This window comes from Pseudomonas synxantha BG33R (assembly GCF_000263715.2).
In the GTDB taxonomy this organism is placed as follows: Bacteria; Pseudomonadota; Gammaproteobacteria; order Pseudomonadales; family Pseudomonadaceae; genus Aquipseudomonas; species Aquipseudomonas synxantha_A.
Genome location: NZ_CM001514.1, coordinates 4,419,245 through 4,438,590 on the forward strand (window position 1 = coordinate 4,419,245; position 19,346 = coordinate 4,438,590).

Consider the following 19,346-nt stretch of genomic DNA (forward strand, 5'->3'; position numbering starts at 1 on the left):
TCAGCGCGCCCGTGCCAGATCACGTAAGAACTGCAGGGCATCGGTGGCCAGCGGTTGATACTGATTGAGAATGTCGGCCAGGCCGACCCAGAAAATCCCCATGCCCAACACCAGGGTCAGCGGGAAACCAATCGAGAAGATGTTCAGTTGCGGCGCCGCACGGGTCATCACACCAAACGCGATATTGACCACCAGCAGCGCCGTGATCGCCGGCAACACCAGCAACAGCGCCGCGCCGAGTACCCAACCGAGGCGCCCCACCAGTTCCCAGAAGTGGTTGACCACCAAGCCTGCGCCCACCGGCAAGGTGGTGAAGCTCTCGGTCAGCACCTCGAACGCCACCAGGTGACCGTTCATGGCCAGGAACAGCAAGGTTACCAACATGGTCAAAAACTGCCCGATCACTGCCGCCGACACGCCGTTGGTGGGGTCGACCATGGAGGCGAAGCCCATGCCCATCTGGATCGAGATGATTTGCCCGGCCACCACGAAGGCTTGGAAGAACAAGGTCAGGGAAAACCCCAACATGGCGCCGATCAGGATCTGTTCGGCGATCAGTAGCAAGGCGCTGAGGTCCAGCGCGTTGACCGGCGGCATCGGTGGCAGGCCCGGCACGATCACCACGGTGATCGCCACGGCAAAGTACAAACGCACGCGACGCGGAACCAGGGTGGTGCCGAACACCGGCATAGCCATCAACATCGCCGTGACGCGAAACAACGGCAGGATGAACGAGGCCACCCAGGTGCTGATCTGAGTGTCGGTCAACGCCAGCAAGGACTGCATCGGCTCAGCCGATCAACTGCGGAATACTGCCGTACAACTGCAGGATGTATTCCATGAAGGTTTGCACCAGCCAAGGGCCGGCGACGATCAGGGTCACCAGCATCACCAGCAGGCGCGGCAGGAAGCTCAGGGTTTGTTCGTTGATCTGGGTGGCCGCCTGGAACATCGCCACCAGCAGGCCGACCAACAGGCTCGGTACCACCAGCACGGCGACCATCAGGGTGGTCAGCCACAGTGCTTCGCGGAACAGGTCGACGGCGACTTCTGGGGTCATGGCCCTATACCCCTCCGAAACTGCCGGCCAGGGTGCCAATAATCAGCGCCCAGCCGTCCACCAGCACAAACAGCATGATCTTGAACGGCAACGAGATGATCAACGGCGACAGCATCATCATACCCATGGCCATCAGCACGCTCGCCACCACCAGGTCGATGATCAAAAACGGGATAAAGATCATGAAGCCGATCTGGAACGCGGTCTTCAATTCGGAGGTGACGAACGCCGGCACCAGAATGGTCAAGGGTGCCTGGTCCGGGGTGGCGATGTCGGTACGCTTGGACAGGCGCATGAACAGCTCAAGGTCGCTGGAGCGGGTTTGCGACAACATGAAGTCCTTGATCGGGCCCTGGGCTTTGTCGATGGCGTCCTGGGCGTTGAGTTTTTCCGCGAGGTAGGGTTGCAGGGCTTGCTGGTTCACCTTGTCGAACACCGGCGCCATGATGAACAGCGTCAGGAACAAGGCCATGCCGGTGAGGATCTGGTTCGACGGCGTCTGTTGCAGGCCCAGGGCCTGGCGCAGGATCGAGAACACGATGATGATCCGCGTAAAGCTGGTCATCAACATCACGAACGCCGGGATAAAACTCAGCGCGGTCATGATCAGCAGGATCTGCAAACTGACCGAATATTCCTGCGCGCCGGCCGCGTTGGTGCCCAGGGTGATCGCCGGGATCGACAACGGGTCGGCGCCCAGGGCCAGCGGCGCGGCCAGCAACAGCATGAGCGTCAGCAAAACGCGCATTACTTCTTATCCTTCTGATCCTTGCCCAGCAACTCCATCAGGCGCTGGGCGAATTCTGGCGTGGCGGTCTCGGTCTTGGCCGCGTCCACCGGGGTCTTGAGTACATGCAGCGGGGTGATGCGCCCGGGCGTGATGCCAAGCAGGATCTGCTCCTCGCCGACTTGCACCAGCACCAGCCGATCACGCGGGCCGAGGGCGCGCGAACCGACCAGTTCGATCACCTGGCCATTGCCCGGGCCGATGCGCTGTACGCGGCGCATCAGCCAGGCCAGCACAAAGATCAAGCCGATCACCAGCAACAGGCCCAGCACCAGCTGCGTCAATTGCCCGCCGACGCTGCCGACCACCGGTGCCGCAGCCGCTTGCGCGACCGGTTCCACCGCCCAGGCGCTCAATGGCAGCGCCAGCAACAGTCCCGCCATCGAGTACTTCATCTCAGCGCAACTTCTTGATGCGTTCGCTCGGGCTGATCACGTCCGTCAGGCGGATGCCGAACTTCTCATTGACCACCACCACTTCGCCGTGGGCGATCAGCGTGCCGTTGACCAGCACGTCCAGTGGCTCACCGGCCAGGCGGTCCAACTCGATCACCGAGCCCTGGTTGAGTTGCAGCAAGTTGCGAATATTGATTTCGGTGCTGCCCACTTCCATGGAAATCGACACGGGGATGTCAAGAATCACATCCAGGTTCGGACCGTCGAGGGTCACCGGCTCGTTGTTCTTCGGCACGCTGCCAAATTCTTCCATCGGCAGGCGCTTGCCGGCAGGCGCAGTGGCGGCGTCGGCGGCCAGCAGTGCGTCGATGTCGTCCTGGCCGACATCGCCGGTTTCTTCCAGGGCCGCGGCCCACTCGTCAGCCAGGGCCTGGTCTTCGGCGGAAGTGTTTTCGTGTTCGGTAGCCATTACATGTCCTCGGCGCAGCAAACAATCATGAATTAGGGTTGAATCAGCGTCGGTTGATTGGCTCAACCACTTGCAACGCCAGGTTGCCTTTGTGGGAACCGAGCTTGACCTTGAACGACGGCACGCCATTGGCGCGCATGATCAGTTCTTCCGGCAGGTCGACAGGGATCACATCCCCGGGCTGCATGTGCAAAATGTCGCGCAGGCGCAACTGCCGACGGGCGACGGTGGCGCTCAGCGGCACGTCGACGTCCAGCAGGTCTTCACGCAGGGCCTTGACCCAGCGCTCGTCCTGATCGTCGAGGTCGGACTGGAAACCGGCGTCGAGCATTTCGCGCACCGGCTCGATCATCGAGTACGGCATAGTCACGTGCAGGTCACCGCCACCGCCATCGAGCTCGATGTGGAAAGTCGACACCACAATCGCCTCGCTGGGGCCGACGATGTTGGCCATGGCCGGGTTCACTTCCGAATTGATGTACTCGAAATTGACTTCCATGATCGCCTGCCAGGCTTCCTTCAAGTCGATGAAGGCTTGCTCCAGCACCATGCGCACGACACGCAGTTCGGTGGGGGTGAATTCACGCCCTTCGATCTTGGCGTGACGGCCGTCGCCACCGAAGAAGTTGTCCACTAGCTTGAACACCAGTTTGGCGTCGAGGATGAACAGCGCAGTGCCGCGCAGCGGCTTGATCTTGACCAGGTTGAGGCTGGTGGGCACGTACAGCGAGTGCACGTATTCACCGAACTTCATCACCTGCACGCCGCCCACCGCCACGTCCGCCGAGCGGCGCAGCATGTTGAACATGCTGATACGGGTGTAGCGGGCGAAACGTTCGTTGATCATTTCCAGGGTCGGCATGCGTCCACGGACGATGCGATCCTGGCTGGTCAGGTCATAACTTTTGACGCTGCCGGGTTCGGCAGCCATTTCGGTCTGTACCAGACCATCGTCCACGCCGTGCAACAGCGCGTCGATTTCATCCTGGGACAGCAGGTCTTGCACGGCCATGTCGTGATCCTACTGCAATACGAAGTTAGTGAAGAGCGCCTGCTCGACCACGACTTTGCCGAGTTCTTTCTGGGCCACTTCCTGCACGCTGGCAGTGACCTTCTGGCGTAGCATTTCCTGGCCGACCGGGGTGGCCAGGCTGTCGAAGGCCTGCCCGGAAAACAGCATCACCAGGTTGTTGCGGATCACCGGCATATGCACCTTGAGGGCATCCAGATCCGCCTGGTTGCGCGCCAGCAGGGTAATGCTCACTTGCAGGTAGCGCTGACGACCGTTGACGTTGTAATTGGCAACAAACGCCGGAAGCATCTGTTCGAAGATTGCCGGTTGCTTGACGTTGGTGGCGGCGTCGGCGGCGGGTGCCGGCTTGCTTGCACTGCTGTGCATGATGTACCAGGTGCCGCCAATCGAGGCACCGATAGCCAAAAGCAGGCCCAGCACAATCAACAGGATCAGCTTGAGCTTGCCTTTGCCTGCTGCGGGGGGAGTTGCTGCGTCGTCGCTCTTCGCCATGCCAATAATCCGTCACTATTCGGGGATTCATAGATCTACGGGAAGGCAAGAGCAAGTGTTATGCCAGAGTTGTCTGGCGCGAAGGCAACCCAAATCAAATGTGGGAGCTGGCTTGCCTGCGATGGCGGTGGGTCAGTTCACATATATGTCACTGATACACCGCCATCGCAGGCAAGCCAGCTCCCACACTGACCGGGTTTGGACAGGAAGTCAGGCGTAGTAGTCGACCGCGCTGGAGCCGATCACGCTCTGGCTCACGCGCCCCGCCACTTCGGCCACGTCCACAGGGCCACCAGCGTCGCCGCTGTCAGCACGCCTGCCGCTGCCGCTGACGCCCCGCGCCTGGCCCTGCTGTTGCTGCTGCTCCTGGCCACGGGACTGGTCGGACACATTCACATCCACCTGCCCCATCCCCTGCTGGGCAAACATCTCACGCAAGCGGCCAGACTGGCTTTCCAGCGCTTCACGCACCACGGCATGGCCGCTCATGAAATTGACCTGGGCCTGCTGGTCCGCCGTCATGTTGACCTTGATATCCAGACGCCCAAGCTCGGCCGGCTGCAACTGGATCTCGGCCGACTTGAGGTTGGCGCTGGAGAGGTACATCACGCGGTTGACGACCTCTTCGGTCCAGCCGCTCTGGTGCATGGCCAGCGGTGCATTGGCAACCGGCGGCAAGGCGTTGGCGGTTTTGGGCGTGGCGGCCTGGGTCAGCGCGGCGAGGCGGTTGGCGAAATCGTCCACGCGGGTGTCGCTGCTGGCGTTCTTGAGGTCCTTGAGGCCGTCATCGATCAACGCGCCAAACGCCTTGTCGCCACCCTGATCGGTGCTGTCCTTGGTGGTTTGCTGGTCGACCATCGTGGCCAGGCCAGCGGCAAAGCTTTGCGCAGCGGTCGGTTGATCCGTAGGGGCGGCTGCGCTTTTCTGCGGCGTCTGGCTGCTGGCCGACACGTGCCCACCCTGCTCCATCGCCAGGCGTACAGCCGGCATCGCATCCAGGGGATCAGCCTGCGGGTCGAAAGCCGGCTGCTGGGCCTCATCGACCACGGCGACCACCGGTTGGGCCTTGGCGTCCTCGTCAACCGCCGACACTTGTACGGGCACCGCCACCGGCATCGCGGCGGCGATTACCGCGGGGTCGACAACAGGGTCTACCGCAGGTGGTTGCGCCAGGGCTGAATCGCTGGGTTTATCGCCCTCGGCGCCAGTGCTGTCATCGGCCTTGGCCGACGGCTTGGCAGGCAAGGGATTGCCGCTATCGGCAACCGCCGGCTTGCTGGCGGCAGGCTTGTCGCTGCCGGCAGCCGGTTTGGCGCCGGTATCGGAAGGCTTGTCACGCGTGACTTTACTGGCGGTGTCGTCGCCCTTCAGCGTCGGCTTGGAGCCCTGCTTGGCAAACACTTGAGCAAAGCCTGCGCCCTTGTCTCGCGGGGCCGCAACCACTACCGGCGGGTTAGCGGCAGGCGCTGACGGCTTGGCCGCAGGGGCAGCCTGAAGGAGCGAATTGGGGGCGACTGGCATGGGTAAGGTTCTCCACTGCATGGGGTCGGGGATGCAGTCTGTGGAGATAGAGCAAGAGTCGGGCCAGGTTTAGCGCGATGATTCAGAAACTGAACGTTGGCGCTCCGACTCATACAGCGGCCGGACCAACGCGAACTCATGATCGATCTGGTCAACCAATTCGCCCAGATCCGATGATGGCTTGACGGACTCAGCCTCCAGGCGCTGACACAGCTGCGCCAGCCGCACCGCCCCAAGGTTGCCACTGCTGCCTTTGAAACTGTGCGCAATCTGTCCCAATGCCTTGGCATCGTCGCGCGCGTCGCGCAGCGCTTTGATGCGCTTTTGCGAGTCATCGAGGAAGGTGTCGAGCAGTTTGGGATACTCACCCTCCATGACGTCCTGCAAACCCGACAACACGTCGGGGTCCAGATGAATCTCAGCCACTTGCTCGCTCCTTGATCAAGAATCAGCGGATTATGCCAGAGCTTCCCAGCAAAACTCCACGCAGACACGGCGCCCGCCCTCGGACCAGCGTACAGCGCTGCTCAGTTGACGCACCAGGTTCAGCCCTCGGCCAGACAGACGGTCAACTTCCAGGGGCCGCGCCAGCTCCTGTTCGACATCAAAACCCGGCCCGCTGTCTTCAATGCACAGGGTCATCTTGCCGCCCTTGTCGGTCGGTACCACCTGCACATGCACGCGCACGTAGCCACTGCTCAGCTGCGCCAGACGCTCATTGCGCTGATGATAATACTGCGCAAACCCTTGCGCATCGCGCTTGAGCCGTGAGTCCAGGCCCAGCACACCATGTTCCAGGGCATTGGAATACAACTCCGCCATCACGCTGTAGAGCGCGCCGCTCTGCTCGCGCAACCCATGGATCTCCAGCAGCAGTTGCAGCAGGTACGGCAGCGGGTTGTAGCGCTGCAGCGTCTGGGCGCGAAACTCGAAACCCACCGACCAATCCAGCGGGCACGACTGGCCGCTGTCGGCATACATCGGCTCGGCCACTCGCAGCGCCTGGCCGGACAGCAGGGTGATCTCGACCATGCTGACGTCATCGCGCGCCAGCCCCCGAAATGCAGCCAGGGCGTGCTCGATATCCTCAAACAGGCGGTCAGGCTCGCGGTTGGCAGCGAACACCTGTTGCAACCGCTCGGCGCCGAACAGTTGATCATTGGCGTCAGCCGTATCCAGCACGCCATCGGAGAGCAGGAACACCCGATCGCCCAAGGCCATGGGCCAGACCTCGGTGCTGTCATCGAAGCTTTCCGCCGATAGCACGCCCAGGGGCAGATGCCGCGACATCAGCGGCGTGCGCTTGCCAGTGGCGACTTCATGCACATAGCCTTCGGGCATACCGCCGTTCCACACCTCAACCGCACGCCGCTGGGCGCTCAGGCACAACAAGGTGGCGCAACAGAACATGTCCACCGGCAGGATGCGCTTGAGCTTGGCGTTCATCTCCCGCAAGGTCTGCGTAAGGCCGTAGCCCTTGGCGGTCATGCCGTAGAACACTTCGGCCAACGGCATGGCGCCAATGGCGGCCGGCAAGCCATGGCCGGTGAAATCGCCGAGCAGCACGTGCATGTCACCGGACGGCGTGTAGGCCGCCAGCAGCAAATCACCGTTGAACAAGGCATAGGGCGATTGCAGGTAGCGGATATTGGGTGCGGCATTGATACAGCCGGAGTGGGCAACCTTGTCGAACACCGCCTTGGCTGCCCGCTGCTCATGCATCAGGTGCTCGTGGTGCCTGGCGATCAGGTCGCGTTGTTGCAAGACCGTGGCCTGCAGGCGGCGCAGGCGATCCATGGCGTTGATCTTCGCTGCCAATATCAGGGGGTTGTAAGGTTTGGGCAAGAAGTCGTCGCCGCCGGCGTCCAGGCATTGGGCCAGCGCTTCGCTTTCGCGCAGGGAGGTGAGGAAGATGATCGGCACCAGCGCCTCCCCCGCCAACTGCTTGATCTGCCGGGCGGCTTCAAAGCCGTCCATCACCGGCATCAGCGCATCCATCAGCACCAGTTGCGGGCGCTCATGACGGAAGATCTCCACCGCCTCGGCACCGTTGCTGGCAGTCAGCACCTGATGGCCCTGGCGACGGATGATGGTCGACAGCAACAGCCGATCGGCGGCGCTGTCTTCGGCGATCAGGATAGTCAGCGCCTCAAGGACCGGGGCCAAGGCGCTCAACTGATATCGAACAGTTTGTCGAAGTTGGAAATGGCGAGGATCTTGCGCACGTCGGGGTTGCTGTTCGTCACACGGACCTCGGCGTCATCACCGCCAGCATGATCACGTAGCAACAGGAGCATACCCAGGGCTGAACTGTCCATGTAGGTGGCCTCCTTGAGATCGACAATATAGGTCTCGGGCACCTTGTAGAAACGCTCATAGGCGTCCCGAAACGCCTGGTGGCTGCCGAAATCGAACCGGCCCTTGATTGCGATCGTCAACTTCTTCCCATCCAGGGATACATCGGACTCGATTGACATGTGACTGCTTCCTTGTCATTGGCACTGTGCAACAAGGTTTAGCAGGCGAACCGGATCTGAGCAACACATCTATCCTGCGTCGTTAGTTAGAATTGTTCCTGGCGGGGCAGGCGTTGGGACAATTCATCAAGCAGCTTTTGCTCGCGCTTATCTTCAATCGCCCGCGCTTCGTCGATATAGCGCTGCACCAGCTTGCGCAAACCTTCCACGCGGGCAAACGCCTGCTGCCAGCTTTCCCGGGCTTTATCGAGGTTGTTCTGGTGCCAGGCCAGGCTCTGGCGCTGTTGGCCGACGGCTGTTTCAAGCTGATTGAGAAAGCCCTGATACCCCATCAACCACTGGCCCGACACGCCCTTGCTGCCGCGCTCGATCCACTGTTGTTGGTACTCCAGGCGAAAGCGCTCCAGGTCGCCCAGCTTGCTCTCTGCCAGGCGCACCTGGCCTTGAAAGTAACCCAGGCGTTGCACGGCGGTTTTCTCGGCCTTTTCGGCCATTTCCACCACCGGGGCCAGGCGCGCGGCGCGGCTGTTGGCCATGGCTTAACCGCCTGGCGCGGGGGCGAAGATGGACTGCAGATGCGCTTCGCTTTCGCCCATGCTGATCTTGTCGTTGAGGCCCTGGCGCAGGTAGTTCACCAGCTGTGGTTGCAAGGCAATGGCCAGGTCGGTGTCGCGATCGCCGCCGGCCACATAGGCGCCGACGCTGATCAGGTCGCGGCTCTGCTGGTAACGCGACCACAGTTGCTTGAACTGCTGCGCACGGGCCATATGCTCAGGGGTGACCACCGCCGGCATCACCCGGCTGATGGACGCTTCGATGTCGATGGCCGGGTAGTGCCCTTCTTCTGCCAGGCGTCGCGACAGCACAATGTGGCCGTCGAGCACGCCCCGCGCCGAGTCGGCAATCGGATCTTGCTGGTCGTCGCCTTCGGACAACACGGTATAAAACGCAGTGATCGAGCCACCGCCGGCCTCGGCATTACCGGCGCGCTCCACCAGCTTGGGCAGTTTGGCGAAGACCGACGGCGGATAGCCTTTGGTGGCCGGTGGCTCACCAATGGCCAAGGCGATTTCCCGCTGGGCCTGGGCGAAACGCGTGAGCGAATCCATCAGCAGCAGCACATTCTTGCCCTTGTCACGGAAATACTCGGCGATGCGTGTGCAGTACATGGCTGCGCGCAGGCGCATCAGTGGCGCATCGTCCGCAGGCGACGCCACCACCACCGAGCGCTTGAGCCCTTCTTCACCGAGACTGTGCTCGATGAACTCCTTGACCTCACGGCCCCGCTCACCGATCAGCCCGACCACGATGATGTCGGCCTCGGTAAAGCGCGTCATCATGCCCAGCAACACCGACTTACCCACGCCGGTACCGGCGAACAGGCCCAGGCGCTGGCCGCGGCCGACCGTCAATAAACCGTTGATGCTGCGAATGCCCACGTCCAGCGGCACGCTGATGGGGTTGCGGTTGAGCGGATTGATGGTGGGGCCGTCCATCGGCACCCAGTCTTCGGCCTTCATGCCACCCTTGCCATCCAGCGCACGCCCGGCGCCGTCGAGTACGCGGCCGAGCATACTCATGCCCATGGGCAGGCGGCCAGTGTCGGCCAGCGGTACCACGCGAGCACCCGGGGCGATACCGGCCAGGCTGCCCACCGGCATCAGGAAAATCTTGTTGCCGGAAAAGCCCATCACTTCCGCTTCGACCTGCACCGGGTGGTAGCTGTCGTCATTGATCACCAGGCAACGGCTGCCCATGGCAGCGCGCAAGCCCTCGGCTTCAAGGGTCAGGCCGACCATGCGCAACAAGCGCCCTTCAAGGATCGGCTGGCCGGGCAATTCGGTTGCCTCGGCGTAGCTGCTCAGGCGCTTGGCAAAGCTGGTGCGATCAAGGCGCATCGGGAGCGTCCAGGTCAACGCTCACGTCAGGCGCTGCCGGATGCAGGGCTTGCTCATGCAGTTGATCCAACAATTTGGCCATGATCTGGCTGATGCGGGTTTCCACCGTGGCATCGATGCGGCTGTGCTCGGTTTCGACACGACACCCACCGGGTTGCAACGAAGCGTCCTCGACGATGCGCCAGGTTTCTTCATGGCGCTCGCGCAGGGCTTTGACCTGCTCGAAATCCTGCGGGTTGATGTACAGCCGCACATTGCCGACGCCCAGGGGCAGCAACTTGAGGGCTTCACGCATCACGCTTTCGATCTGGCTGGAGTCCAGCACCAACTCGCGCTGGATCACCTGGCGGGCAATGTGCTGCACCAGGCCGACCATGGATTTTTCCAGTTGGGTGTCCTGCTCGGCAATCGGGTCGAACAGGTTGCCCATCAGGCGTTCCAGGCTGGCCAGCTGGGTGCCCAGCGCTGCCTCGGCTTCCTGGCGGACCTTGAGGGTGGTGCTGCGAAAACCGTCTTTCTCGCCCGCCGCAAAGCCTTCGTTGTAGGCTTCCTGGCGGATGGCTTCAAGTTCTTCGAGGGTCAGTGGCTGGACTTCATCCAGCGGCACTTCTTCCATTTCCACCGGAAGCTCTTCGACCGGCTCAGGCTCGGGCTCCGGCACATGGGGGTCGAAGCTGGGCAACGACCAGATATCGAACCCGCCGACATCCCGCGCGCGAATCAGATCGCTGGGCGTCTCATCTTTGTTCGACATGCAAGGCGCCTTAGATCATTTCTTCGCCGCCCTTCCCGCCGAGAACGATTTCTCCGGCTTCGGCCATACGGCGGGCAATGGTGAGGATTTCCTTCTGCGCGGTTTCTACATCGCTGACGCGCACCGGGCCCTTGGCTTCCAGGTCGTCGCGCAACAGTTCGGACGCACGCTTGGACATGTTCTTGAAGATTTTCTCTTTGACGTTTTCGTCCGAGCCCTTGAGGGCCAGCACCAACACGTCGGAGGAGACTTCGCGCAACAGCGCCTGGATGCCACGGTCGTCGACATCGGCAAGGTTGTTGAAGACGAACATCAGGTCTTCGATCTGGCCGGACAGGGTGTCGTCGATCTCGCGGATCGAGTCCATCAGTTGGCCTTCGACCGAGCTGTCGAGGAAGTTCATGATGTCGGCCGCACGCTTGATGCCACCCAGGGTGGTGCGCGAGGCATTCGAGTTGCCGGAGAACTGCTTCTCCAGAATCGTGTTGAGTTCCTTGAGGGCCGCCGGTTGTACGGTGTTGAGCGATGACACGCGCAGGATGATGTCCAGGCGCACTTTGTGGTCGAAGTGGCCAAGCACTTCACCGGCCTGGTCCGGGTCCAGGTAAGCCACAACGATCGCCTGGATCTGCGGGTGCTCGTAGCGGATCACGTCGGCGACCGCACGGGGTTCCATCCACTTGAGGCTGTCCAGGCCACTGGTGTTGCCGCCCAGCAGGATGCGGTCGATCAGGCCATTGGCCTTGTCTTCGCCCAGCGCCGAGGTGAGCATCTTGCGAATGTAGCTGTCGGAACCGACGCCCAGGCTGGTCTGGTCGCCGACGATCTCGACGAACTCGCTCATCACCTGCTCGACTTGCTCGCGGTGCACATTGCGCATCTGCGCCATCGCCACGCCGACACGCTGGACCTCTTTGGGCCCCATGTGGCGCAGCACTTGGGCAGCGTCGGTTTCACCCAGGGACAGCAGCAACACGGCGGCTTTGTCGACCCGGGAGAGCTTGGCCACAGCGGCTCGATCATTCATCAGCGTTAATCCACTCTTTCACGACCTGGGCCACACGGCCCGGGTCTTCTGCCACCAGACTCTTGATTGCGTTCAACTGAGCGTCATAGCCTTCGCTCGGGCTTGGCAACAGGATGCTTTGCGGGCCGCCAAGGCTGACGCGGTCGTTGGCCAGTTCGCCATCCAGGCCGCCCATGCCACCCAACTCGACGTCGCCACCGGCCAGCGCCAGTTGCTTCTTGCCGCCACCGGTAATGTTGTTGAGCACCGGGCGCAGTACACCAAACACCAGCACCAGGATGAACAACACCCCCAGCACTTGCTTGACGATGTCCCAGAACCACGGCTGGGTGTAGAACGCAGGGTCGCTGATCACTTCAGCGCGCTCGGCGGAGAACGGCATGTTGATCACACTGACGCTGTCGCCACGGCTGGCATCGAAGCCGACAGCGTCCTGTACCAGGCGGGTGAAGCGCGCCAATTCGTCGGCGGTCCAGGGCGCGCGGGTCACGGCGCCATCGGCTGGGTTGACCTTGACCTGGTCATCGACCACCACCGACACCGACAGGCGATTGATCTTGCCCTGTTGCTGCTTGGTGTGGCTGATAGAGCGATCGAGTTCGAAGTTCTTGGTGGACTGGTTACGCTTGTCCGCAGGATACGGCGCAAGCATCGGCTGGCCGGTGGCCGGGTCCATGATCTGCTGGCCGTTGGCATCCAGCAGCGGCTGGCCAGGCTGGATCGCGCCAGCGGTGGCGGCGGCGCCACCGGTGGTCTGCGGTGCCGAGGCGGCCGACGGTGGTTGGTTGCTCAAGGCCCCCGGCACACCTTGCGGGCCATTGGCGGCGGTGCGCTGCTCGCTGGTGGACTGCTCGCTGCGCAGCGCCGGCTGGTCGGGGTTGAACTGCTCCGAGGTCGATTCGACAGCGCTGAAGTCCACGTCGGCGGACACTTCAGCCTTGTAGCGGTCGTTACCCAGCACCGGTTGCAGAATGTTGTGCACGCGCTGGGTGAGCATGCTTTCCATGCGGCGGCTGTAGTCAAATTGCTTGCCGGCCTGGGTCAGCGCGGAGTTTTCGGCCATGTCGGAGAGCAGGTTGCCCTTCTGGTCAACCACCGTGATTTGCGACTTGCTCAATTCGGGAACGCTGGTGGCCACCAGGTTGACGATCGCCAGCACCTGGCCAGGCTCCAGGGAGCGGCCGGCAAACAGTTCGACCAGTACCGAAGCGCTGGGCTTGCGTTCGTCACGCACGAACACCGAGCTTTTCGGAATCGCCAGGTGCACACGGGCAGCCTTGACGTTATTCAGGCTGGAGATGGTGCGCGCCAGTTCGCCTTCCAGGCCACGGCGATAACGGGTGGCTTCCATGAACTGGCTGGTGCCCAGGCCCTGGTCCTTGTCGAGAATCTCGAAACCGATATTGCTGTCGGACGGCGCAACGCCAGCGGCGGCCAGTTTCATCCGTGCGCGGGCCACGTCATCAGACTTGACCAGCAAGGCGCCGGAGTTGGGCTCCACGGTGTAAGCGATGTCGGCAGCGGCGAGGGTTTCCATGATCTGCTTGGAATCCATGCCCGACAGGCTGCCGTACAGTGGGCGGTAATCGGGTTGTTGCGACCACAACACCACGGCAAAACCAATCGCCACGCTGGCCGCCAGGCCAACCATCAGGCCTACCTGACGCAGCATGGTCATTTGCGAGAGGTTTTCCAGGAACGACAGGCCAAACAACGGCGGCTTGCCGTCTGCCTTGGCGGGGAGGTTGTCGGAGAGTGCTTCTGCCATGACTTAAATCTCGTCCTTAAACCGGCATCTGCATGATGTCTTGATAAGCCTGAACCAGCTTGTTACGCACTTGAGTCAAGGCCTGGAAAGACACACTGGCCTTTTGCGAGGCGACCATCACATCGGTGAGGTCCACGCCGCTTTTACCGATCTCGAACGCAGTGGCCAACTGGCTGGACGCCTGCTGGGTATCACTGACTTTATTGATTGCCTGACCGAGCATGTCGGCAAAACTGCTTTGGCCCAATTCCGGCGCTGGCGCGACGGATTTCGGTTGAGCCATGGCATCCATTTGCATGGCGCGCATATCCAACATCAACCGATTGAACTCAATACCCTGGCTCATGACCTTCTCTCTCCGACGACCCGCAATTTTTTGACACTACGCAGCGGTTACTAGGGGTGGTAGCAACAAGGGTGCCAGCTCTGGAGCAACTCGTAAGAAAAGGCGACAAAGCTTGTAGAACTTGTTACCGGTCATGTGGCGAAAAGATAAGCTTCCACATCCATACCAGCATCGCGCATCTGCGCCAGCTTGTAGCGCAAGGTGCGCGGGCTGATGCCCAGGCGCTCGGCCGCTTCTTTGCGGCGGCCACGCTCAGCGCGCAGGGTGTCGATGATCATCTGGAATTCGCGACGACGCAGGTCATCACCCAGGGCGCCAGCTGATTCAACCTCGGCGACCACTGGAGCCGGGGCCAGGCTCGGCAACGGCGCAGCACCATTGCCCATGGCCAGGCAGAAATCCTGCGGCTGGATCAACCCGCCCTGCTGCAAAATCAGCGCACGCTGGATGGCATTGTCCAGCTCGCGCACGTTGCCCGGCCACGGATAGCTGACCAGGCACGCCTGAGCCTGCGGCGATAACCGCGCCTGGGCATGCTTCATTTTTTTGACGTGGTTGTTCAGCAGGCGCTCGGCCAACGGAATGATATCCGCCGGGCGCTCGCGCAACGGGCGCCAGGCCAGGGGGAACACCGAGAGCCGGTAGAACAGGTCCTCCCGGAAGCGCCCCGCCGCCACTTCGCCGGCCAGGTCGCGGTTGGTGGTGGCAACCACGCGGATATCCAGCTGGATCGGCTTGCGTGCCCCCACGCGCTCCACTTCACGCTCCTGCAACACACGCAGCAACTTGGCTTGCAGGCCCAGGGGCATTTCCGAGATTTCGTCGAGCAGGATGGTACCGCCGTCGGCCTGTTCGAACTTGCCGGCCTGGGCCGCGATGGCGCCGGTGAACGAGCCCTTTTCATGGCCGAACAACGTGGCTTCGAGCATGTTGTCGGGGATCGCCGCACAGTTGATCGCAATGAACGGTTGCTGGGCACGGCTGGACTGCTGGTGGATGTAGCGTGCCAACACTTCTTTACCGGTGCCGGATTCGCCGGAAATCAGCACAGTGGAATCACTGCGCGCCACCCGCGCTGCCAGTTCCAGCAATTGCGCGCTGGCCGGTTCAAAGGCTATCGGGCCGTCACCCTCGCCCGCCGACATCACGCCCAGGGCATGTCGGGCGACCAGCTCGATCAGCGCCTTGGGCTCGAACGGTTTGACCAGGTAATCCGCCGCGCCCTGGCGCATGGCGTCCACCGCCCGCTCCACGGCGCCATGGGCAGTCATCAGCAGTACCGGCAGCTGCGGCTGGCGCGCACGCAGCAGGCCGAGCAACTGGTGGCCGTCCATGCCGGGCATGTTCACATCGCTGACCACCAGGCTGAAGGCTTCCTGCTCGACCGCCGCCAAGGCCTCCTCGGCAGAGCCGACCGCCCGGTAGTCATGGCCCGCCAACAGCAGCGTGTCAGCCAATGCTTCACGCAGGGCGCGATCGTCTTCCACCAATAAAACCTTGATAGCCATAATCCTTTTACTCCGCGCTCGCCGCGCTGGAAAACAGCGGCAAGGTCATCAATGCACAGGTGCCGCGCCCCAACCGGGAGCGCAACTGCAATTCTCCCTGATGGGCGCGTGCCACTGCCTTGACCACGGTCAGGCCCAGGCCAGTGCCGTTGGTCTTGGTGGTAAAAAACGGCTCGCCCAGGCGTTGCAGCACCTGGGGGTCGATGCCGCTGCCGCTGTCGCTGATACACAGGCGCAGGGTTTGTTCGCGGGCGTAGAGGTGCACTTTGAGGCGTGCATCCGGGCCGCTGGCCTGGGTGGCGTTTTCGATCAGGTTGAGCAAGGCGCCGACCAGGGTGTCGCGGTTGCACAGCAACTCGCCCTGGTGGCTGTCACATTGCCAACGCAGGTTGGCGCCCTGTACATGGGTCGCCGCCGCTGCTTGCAAGGCCTGCATCAACCCGGCAGGCGTGACGCGGTCGGTCAGCGGCAATTCGCCGCGGGCAAACACCAGCATGTCGCGCACCTGGTGCTCCAATTCATGCAAGCGCTCCTTGAGGCGCCCGGCAAATCGTTGCTGAGTGGCTACAGGCAATTGCTCATCAGTCAAATGACTGGCGTAGATCAACGCCGCCGACAAGGGGGTGCGGATCTGATGCGCCAACGAGGCGACCATCCTGCCCAACGACGACAGCCGCTCATGACGGGCCAACTGGTCTTGCAGGTGACGGGTTTGCGTCAGGTCATTGAGCAGCACCAATTGGCCCGGCTCGGCGTCCAGGGAGCGAGTGGCGATAGACAGGCGACGCCCGTCCTTGAGGGAGACTTCGTGGCCGTCGTCTTCTCGCGGCGCAAAGCAGCGGGTGATGACATGGCGCCACAGCTCGCCTTCCAGCGGCAGGCCCAGCAGGTCGCAGGCCGCCGGGTTGGCTTCGCGCACACGGCCCTGGTCGTCGATGACGATCACGCCACCGGGCAACAGGTCCAGAAGATTTTGCAGACGGTTGGCCAGGCGTTCTTTTTCCGCCAGCTCCTGCATGCGCTGGGCACTGACCACCGCCAGCTCGCCTTTAAGCTCGGACACCCGCGCCTCAAGCAGACTGTAGGAGTCAGTCAGTTGGCTCGACATCTGGTTGAACTGCGAGAACGCTTGTTCCAGGCCCTGGCGGGTCGGCGGTTCTACAGGCGAAACCAGCCCCTGGATGGCAGGGGCCGAAGATAGTTGGGCGGCGTGGGGCATGATGCTCTCTCGCTTGGCTGACCGTCAGTTAAACGGAACGTTGCGAGGGCTGTAGCAATACCCGTGCCGAAAAAAATCTACCTATAAATCAGCTAGTTGAAAAACAGGCGTCAATCATCCGCCTGTTCATCACCTTCTTTGCGGCTCATACCGTACTTGCGCATCTTCTCCACCAGGGTGGTACGGCGGATGCGCAGACGCTCGGCGGCGCGGGCAACGATGCCATGCGCGTCGTCCAGAGCCTGCTGGATCAACCCTTGTTCCAGGTTGCCGAGGTAGTCCTTGAGGTCAAGACCTTCGGGCGGCAGCATGGCGGTGGCACCGAAGTCCGGGGCATGACCGTTAATGGCCACGCGCTCTTCCATGTCACTGCGCAGGCTGTCCATCTGCTCGTCTTCATCGTCGACGTAGCGAAATTTCTTCGGCAGCTCGACCACGCCGATCACCCCGTACGGATGCATGATCGCCATGCGTTCCACCAGGTTCGCCAGCTCGCGCACGTTGCCCGGCCAGCCGTGACGGCACAGCGACATGATCGCGGCAGAGTTGAAACGAATGGAGCCGCGCTTTTCGTGCTCCATGCGCGAGATCAGCTCGTTCATCAGCAACGGAATGTCTTCCACGCGCTCGCGCAGCGGGGCCATCTCGATGGGGAATACGTTGAGGCGGTAGTACAGGTCTTCGCGGAAGCTGCCAACCTCGATCATGCTTTCGAGGTTCTTGTGGGTGGCGGCAATGATGCGCACGTCCACGCTCTGGGTCTTGTTGCTGCCCACGCGCTCGAAGGTGCGCTCCTGCAACACACGCAGCAACTTGACCTGCATCGGCAGCGGCATGTCGCCGATTTCGTCAAGGAACAGCGTGCCGCCATTGGCCAGCTCGAAACGCCCGGCACGACTGGTGATCGCCCCGGTAAAGGCGCCCTTCTCGTGGCCGAACAGTTCGCTTTCCAGCAGCTCTGCCGGGATCGCCCCGCAGTTGACCGGCACAAAAGGCCCGTCGCGGCGCTTGGAGTGATAGTGCAGGTTGCGTGCGACCACTTCCTTGCCGGTGCCCGACTCGCCGAGGATCAGCACACTGGCGTCGGTGTCGGCCACTTGCTGCATCATCTGGCGCACGTGCTGGATCGCACGGCTGGTGCCGACGAGGCTGCGAAACAGGTTGGGTTCACGGTGACGGCCGCGCTCGCGGGCCTGGTCGTACATCTCGCGATAGACCTGGGCGCGGTGCAGCGAATCGAGCAATTTGCTGTAGCTGGGCGGCATTTCCAGGGTGGAAAGCACGCGGCGGCGCTGGTCTTCCGGCAGGTCCACAGAAGAAATATCGCCCATCAGCAACACCGGAAGGAACTCATCCCAGGTTGACAGTGTCTTTAACAGGCCCAGAACTGCGCCAGGAGCGTTTACCGTCCCGATCAATACACAGATGACTTCACGGCTCGACGCCAACGAGCTGACCGCCTGCTGCCAATCGTGGCTGGCGCAGGGTAAATTTTCTTCACCAAGAAAATTTAAAATCACCGCTAAATCGCGGCGGCGGACGCTATCGTCATCGATCAGCAGAATTTTGGTTTCACGCCACATGCAATAGCAACTTCCCTAGTAAAACTTCCTGCCCCGGAATGAGGGCAATCAAGACGCCTGTAAGATTTGTTACCTACTAGACGTCTGAAATCTGAAAACAGCACTAGTTAAGTCAAAAATGCTGGCACAGTCAAATATATGACGCGCCGTGCGGATTAACTGCGCCCATTCAACCGAAGAGATGGTAAACCTTTGACGCATTTTTCGCTTGGTTGATCTGCGACATCTCTTCGAAAATCGCCTGGCGCTCGCCGGTCGTCACCTCCAGCAACTGCTGGTACACCACCAGCAGGCTCTCCAGTTTTTCGCGCAATGCGCCCTCGTCCACCGGCACTTCGCTGAGCACCTCATCAATCACCGCGCGGCAACCCAGGTCCAACTCGCCCACGGCTTCCCAATTGCGCTCGGCCAGCGCGCCGAGAAGGGCTTCGCGGGTTTCGTCGATGCGTTGCAGTGCATGGCTCATGATGTGTCCCTCAAGGCGATCGGCCTTATTGTGGAGCGATGGCATCCCAGCCGGTCTTGACGGTGATCAGCAGGCGGGCGACTTCGTCGATTATCTCGGCGTCATTCACCTGGTTGGCCTCGACCAAACGATTGCTCATATAGCCATACAAGGCGTCCAACTGGTGCACTGCTGCCGGATCTTCGGCCTTTTCTGGCTCCAGGCCGTCACGCAGGCCAGAGATAATTTCAATCGCCTTGCCCAGCATCAGCCCTTTCTGGGCAATATCCCCACGGTTCAATGCGCCCTTGGCCTGCGCCATGCGATCAAGGCCTCCTTCCATCAGCATCTGCACCAGGCGGTGCGGGCTGGCTTCGGAGACCTGGGCATGGGAACTGACCTTCTGGTATTGGCGAAGGGCTCTCATCGGGTTCATGTTGCTACCTCGTTACTGGCGACAATCGAATAGGTTTGCTTAACCAGTTTTTCGACCGTGGCGACGAAAACTTTAATTCCCAACCATACGCCAAGGCCCTGAATCAGGGCCTGAAAGCGCGCCGCCCA

22 protein-coding genes are annotated in these 19,346 nt (G+C 61.7%); all 22 read right to left on the minus strand.

Features of this window, described 5'->3' with window-relative positions; genetic code table 11:
• The 22 genes from fliR to fliS all read right to left on the minus strand — a co-directional run bounded on the left by fliR (position 1) and on the right by fliS (position 19,218).
• Positions 1-786 carry a flagellar biosynthetic protein FliR gene (gene fliR / locus PSEBG33_RS08260; protein ID WP_005790062.1) on the minus strand — a complete coding sequence of 262 codons (786 nt, stop codon included), beginning with the start codon at positions 784-786 and terminating at the stop codon, positions 1-3.
• 4 nt (positions 787-790) lie between these two features.
• Complete coding sequence (gene fliQ, locus PSEBG33_RS08255) at positions 791-1,060, minus strand: flagellar biosynthesis protein FliQ (RefSeq protein ID WP_003192936.1); 270 nt, start codon at positions 1,058-1,060, stop codon at positions 791-793.
• 4 nt (positions 1,061-1,064) lie between these two features.
• Entirely contained in the window at positions 1,065-1,808 is a 744-nt protein-coding gene (gene fliP, locus PSEBG33_RS08250) for a flagellar type III secretion system pore protein FliP (RefSeq protein ID WP_005790064.1), read from the minus strand.
• Entirely contained in the window at positions 1,808-2,242 is a 435-nt protein-coding gene (fliO, locus tag PSEBG33_RS08245; RefSeq protein WP_005790065.1) for a flagellar biosynthetic protein FliO, read from the minus strand. Before fliO ends, fliP begins: the two co-directional genes overlap by 1 nt.
• Before the next feature lies 1 nt (position 2,243).
• Positions 2,244-2,711 carry a flagellar motor switch protein FliN gene (fliN, locus tag PSEBG33_RS08240; RefSeq protein ID WP_005790067.1) on the minus strand — a complete coding sequence of 156 codons (468 nt, stop codon included), beginning with the start codon at positions 2,709-2,711 and terminating at the stop codon, positions 2,244-2,246.
• A 43-nt stretch (positions 2,712-2,754) separates the two neighbouring features.
• Positions 2,755-3,723, minus strand: coding sequence for a flagellar motor switch protein FliM (fliM, locus tag PSEBG33_RS08235; protein ID WP_005790068.1), 969 nt, complete (start codon positions 3,721-3,723; stop codon positions 2,755-2,757).
• 9 nt (positions 3,724-3,732) lie between these two features.
• On the minus strand, positions 3,733-4,236 hold the full coding sequence (gene fliL / locus PSEBG33_RS08230) for a flagellar basal body-associated protein FliL (RefSeq protein ID WP_005790069.1): 504 nt from the start codon (positions 4,234-4,236) through the stop codon (positions 3,733-3,735).
• A gap of 210 nt (positions 4,237-4,446) precedes the next feature.
• Positions 4,447-5,757, minus strand: coding sequence for a flagellar hook-length control protein FliK (locus PSEBG33_RS08225; protein WP_005790071.1), 1,311 nt, complete (start codon positions 5,755-5,757; stop codon positions 4,447-4,449).
• A gap of 69 nt (positions 5,758-5,826) precedes the next feature.
• Complete coding sequence (locus PSEBG33_RS08220; RefSeq protein WP_005790072.1) at positions 5,827-6,183, minus strand: Hpt domain-containing protein; 357 nt, start codon at positions 6,181-6,183, stop codon at positions 5,827-5,829.
• A 30-nt stretch (positions 6,184-6,213) separates the two neighbouring features.
• The gene (locus PSEBG33_RS08215; RefSeq protein WP_032803658.1) at positions 6,214-7,932 is read right to left on the minus strand and encodes a fused response regulator/phosphatase; all 1,719 of its coding nucleotides are present in this window, start codon (positions 7,930-7,932) and stop codon (positions 6,214-6,216) included.
• Positions 7,929-8,234 carry an STAS domain-containing protein gene (locus PSEBG33_RS08210; protein ID WP_005790075.1) on the minus strand — a complete coding sequence of 102 codons (306 nt, stop codon included), beginning with the start codon at positions 8,232-8,234 and terminating at the stop codon, positions 7,929-7,931. The genes PSEBG33_RS08215 and PSEBG33_RS08210 overlap by 4 nt, the downstream gene beginning before the upstream one ends.
• An 86-nt stretch (positions 8,235-8,320) precedes the next feature.
• Complete coding sequence (gene fliJ / locus PSEBG33_RS08205) at positions 8,321-8,770, minus strand: flagellar export protein FliJ (protein ID WP_005790077.1); 450 nt, start codon at positions 8,768-8,770, stop codon at positions 8,321-8,323.
• Positions 8,771-8,773: 3 nt separating this feature from the next.
• Positions 8,774-10,132: a flagellar protein export ATPase FliI gene (gene fliI / locus PSEBG33_RS08200; protein WP_005790078.1), complete on the minus strand. Its 1,359-nt coding sequence runs from the start codon at positions 10,130-10,132 to the stop codon at positions 8,774-8,776.
• Positions 10,122-10,886 (minus strand): flagellar assembly protein FliH, encoded by a 765-nt coding sequence (fliH, locus tag PSEBG33_RS08195; RefSeq protein ID WP_005790080.1) that lies wholly within the window; start codon positions 10,884-10,886, stop codon positions 10,122-10,124. Before fliH ends, fliI begins: the two co-directional genes overlap by 11 nt.
• Positions 10,887-10,896: 10 nt before the next feature.
• Entirely contained in the window at positions 10,897-11,913 is a 1,017-nt protein-coding gene (fliG, locus tag PSEBG33_RS08190; protein ID WP_003192957.1) for a flagellar motor switch protein FliG, read from the minus strand.
• Positions 11,906-13,681, minus strand: coding sequence for a flagellar basal-body MS-ring/collar protein FliF (gene fliF / locus PSEBG33_RS08185; RefSeq protein ID WP_005790081.1), 1,776 nt, complete (start codon positions 13,679-13,681; stop codon positions 11,906-11,908). Before fliF ends, fliG begins: the two co-directional genes overlap by 8 nt.
• Before the next feature lie 16 nt (positions 13,682-13,697).
• The gene (gene fliE, locus PSEBG33_RS08180; RefSeq protein ID WP_005790083.1) at positions 13,698-14,027 is read right to left on the minus strand and encodes a flagellar hook-basal body complex protein FliE; all 330 of its coding nucleotides are present in this window, start codon (positions 14,025-14,027) and stop codon (positions 13,698-13,700) included.
• Between the two features lie 131 nt (positions 14,028-14,158).
• Complete coding sequence (locus PSEBG33_RS08175) at positions 14,159-15,535, minus strand: sigma-54-dependent transcriptional regulator (protein WP_005790084.1); 1,377 nt, start codon at positions 15,533-15,535, stop codon at positions 14,159-14,161.
• Between the two features lie 7 nt (positions 15,536-15,542).
• Positions 15,543-16,754 (minus strand): sensor histidine kinase, encoded by a 1,212-nt coding sequence (locus PSEBG33_RS08170; protein WP_005790086.1) that lies wholly within the window; start codon positions 16,752-16,754, stop codon positions 15,543-15,545.
• Positions 16,755-16,864: 110 nt separating this feature from the next.
• Positions 16,865-18,337, minus strand: coding sequence for a sigma-54 dependent transcriptional regulator (locus tag PSEBG33_RS08165; RefSeq protein WP_005790087.1), 1,473 nt, complete (start codon positions 18,335-18,337; stop codon positions 16,865-16,867).
• Between the two features lie 169 nt (positions 18,338-18,506).
• Positions 18,507-18,803: a hypothetical protein gene (locus tag PSEBG33_RS08160; protein WP_005790088.1), complete on the minus strand. Its 297-nt coding sequence runs from the start codon at positions 18,801-18,803 to the stop codon at positions 18,507-18,509.
• Between the two features lie 25 nt (positions 18,804-18,828).
• A complete protein-coding gene (gene fliS / locus PSEBG33_RS08155) occupies positions 18,829-19,218 on the minus strand; it encodes a flagellar export chaperone FliS (RefSeq protein WP_005790090.1) in 390 nt (129 codons plus the stop codon).
• Positions 19,219-19,346: the final 128 nt, after the last annotated feature.

What these genes read in the sequence shown, in the direction of transcription:
- PSEBG33_RS08225 (WP_005790071.1), bottom strand. Translation starts at nt 5,757, where the DNA reads ATGCCAGTCGCCCCCAATTCGCTCCTTCAGGCTGCCCCTGCGGCCAAG.
- fliR (WP_005790062.1), bottom strand. Translation starts at nt 786, where the DNA reads ATGCAGTCCTTGCTGGCGTTGACCGACACTCAGATCAGCACCTGGGTG.
- fliF (WP_005790081.1), bottom strand. Translation starts at nt 13,681, where the DNA reads ATGGCAGAAGCACTCTCCGACAACCTCCCCGCCAAGGCAGACGGCAAG.
- fliP (WP_005790064.1), bottom strand. Translation starts at nt 1,808, where the DNA reads ATGCGCGTTTTGCTGACGCTCATGCTGTTGCTGGCCGCGCCGCTGGCC.
- fliJ (WP_005790077.1), bottom strand. Translation starts at nt 8,770, where the DNA reads ATGGCCAACAGCCGCGCCGCGCGCCTGGCCCCGGTGGTGGAAATGGCC.
- PSEBG33_RS08175 (WP_005790084.1), bottom strand. Translation starts at nt 15,535, where the DNA reads ATGGCTATCAAGGTTTTATTGGTGGAAGACGATCGCGCCCTGCGTGAA.
- fliG (WP_003192957.1), bottom strand. Translation starts at nt 11,913, where the DNA reads ATGAATGATCGAGCCGCTGTGGCCAAGCTCTCCCGGGTCGACAAAGCC.
- fliI (WP_005790078.1), bottom strand. Translation starts at nt 10,132, where the DNA reads ATGCGCCTTGATCGCACCAGCTTTGCCAAGCGCCTGAGCAGCTACGCC.
- fliS (WP_005790090.1), bottom strand. Translation starts at nt 19,218, where the DNA reads ATGAACCCGATGAGAGCCCTTCGCCAATACCAGAAGGTCAGTTCCCAT.
- PSEBG33_RS08165 (WP_005790087.1), bottom strand. Translation starts at nt 18,337, where the DNA reads ATGTGGCGTGAAACCAAAATTCTGCTGATCGATGACGATAGCGTCCGC.
- fliL (WP_005790069.1), bottom strand. Translation starts at nt 4,236, where the DNA reads ATGGCGAAGAGCGACGACGCAGCAACTCCCCCCGCAGCAGGCAAAGGC.
- PSEBG33_RS08160 (WP_005790088.1), bottom strand. Translation starts at nt 18,803, where the DNA reads ATGAGCCATGCACTGCAACGCATCGACGAAACCCGCGAAGCCCTTCTC.
- fliQ (WP_003192936.1), bottom strand. Translation starts at nt 1,060, where the DNA reads ATGACCCCAGAAGTCGCCGTCGACCTGTTCCGCGAAGCACTGTGGCTG.
- fliM (WP_005790068.1), bottom strand. Translation starts at nt 3,723, where the DNA reads ATGGCCGTGCAAGACCTGCTGTCCCAGGATGAAATCGACGCGCTGTTG.
- fliE (WP_005790083.1), bottom strand. Translation starts at nt 14,027, where the DNA reads ATGAGCCAGGGTATTGAGTTCAATCGGTTGATGTTGGATATGCGCGCC.
- PSEBG33_RS08210 (WP_005790075.1), bottom strand. Translation starts at nt 8,234, where the DNA reads ATGTCAATCGAGTCCGATGTATCCCTGGATGGGAAGAAGTTGACGATC.
- fliN (WP_005790067.1), bottom strand. Translation starts at nt 2,711, where the DNA reads ATGGCTACCGAACACGAAAACACTTCCGCCGAAGACCAGGCCCTGGCT.
- fliH (WP_005790080.1), bottom strand. Translation starts at nt 10,886, where the DNA reads ATGTCGAACAAAGATGAGACGCCCAGCGATCTGATTCGCGCGCGGGAT.
- fliO (WP_005790065.1), bottom strand. Translation starts at nt 2,242, where the DNA reads ATGAAGTACTCGATGGCGGGACTGTTGCTGGCGCTGCCATTGAGCGCC.
- PSEBG33_RS08170 (WP_005790086.1), bottom strand. Translation starts at nt 16,754, where the DNA reads ATGCCCCACGCCGCCCAACTATCTTCGGCCCCTGCCATCCAGGGGCTG.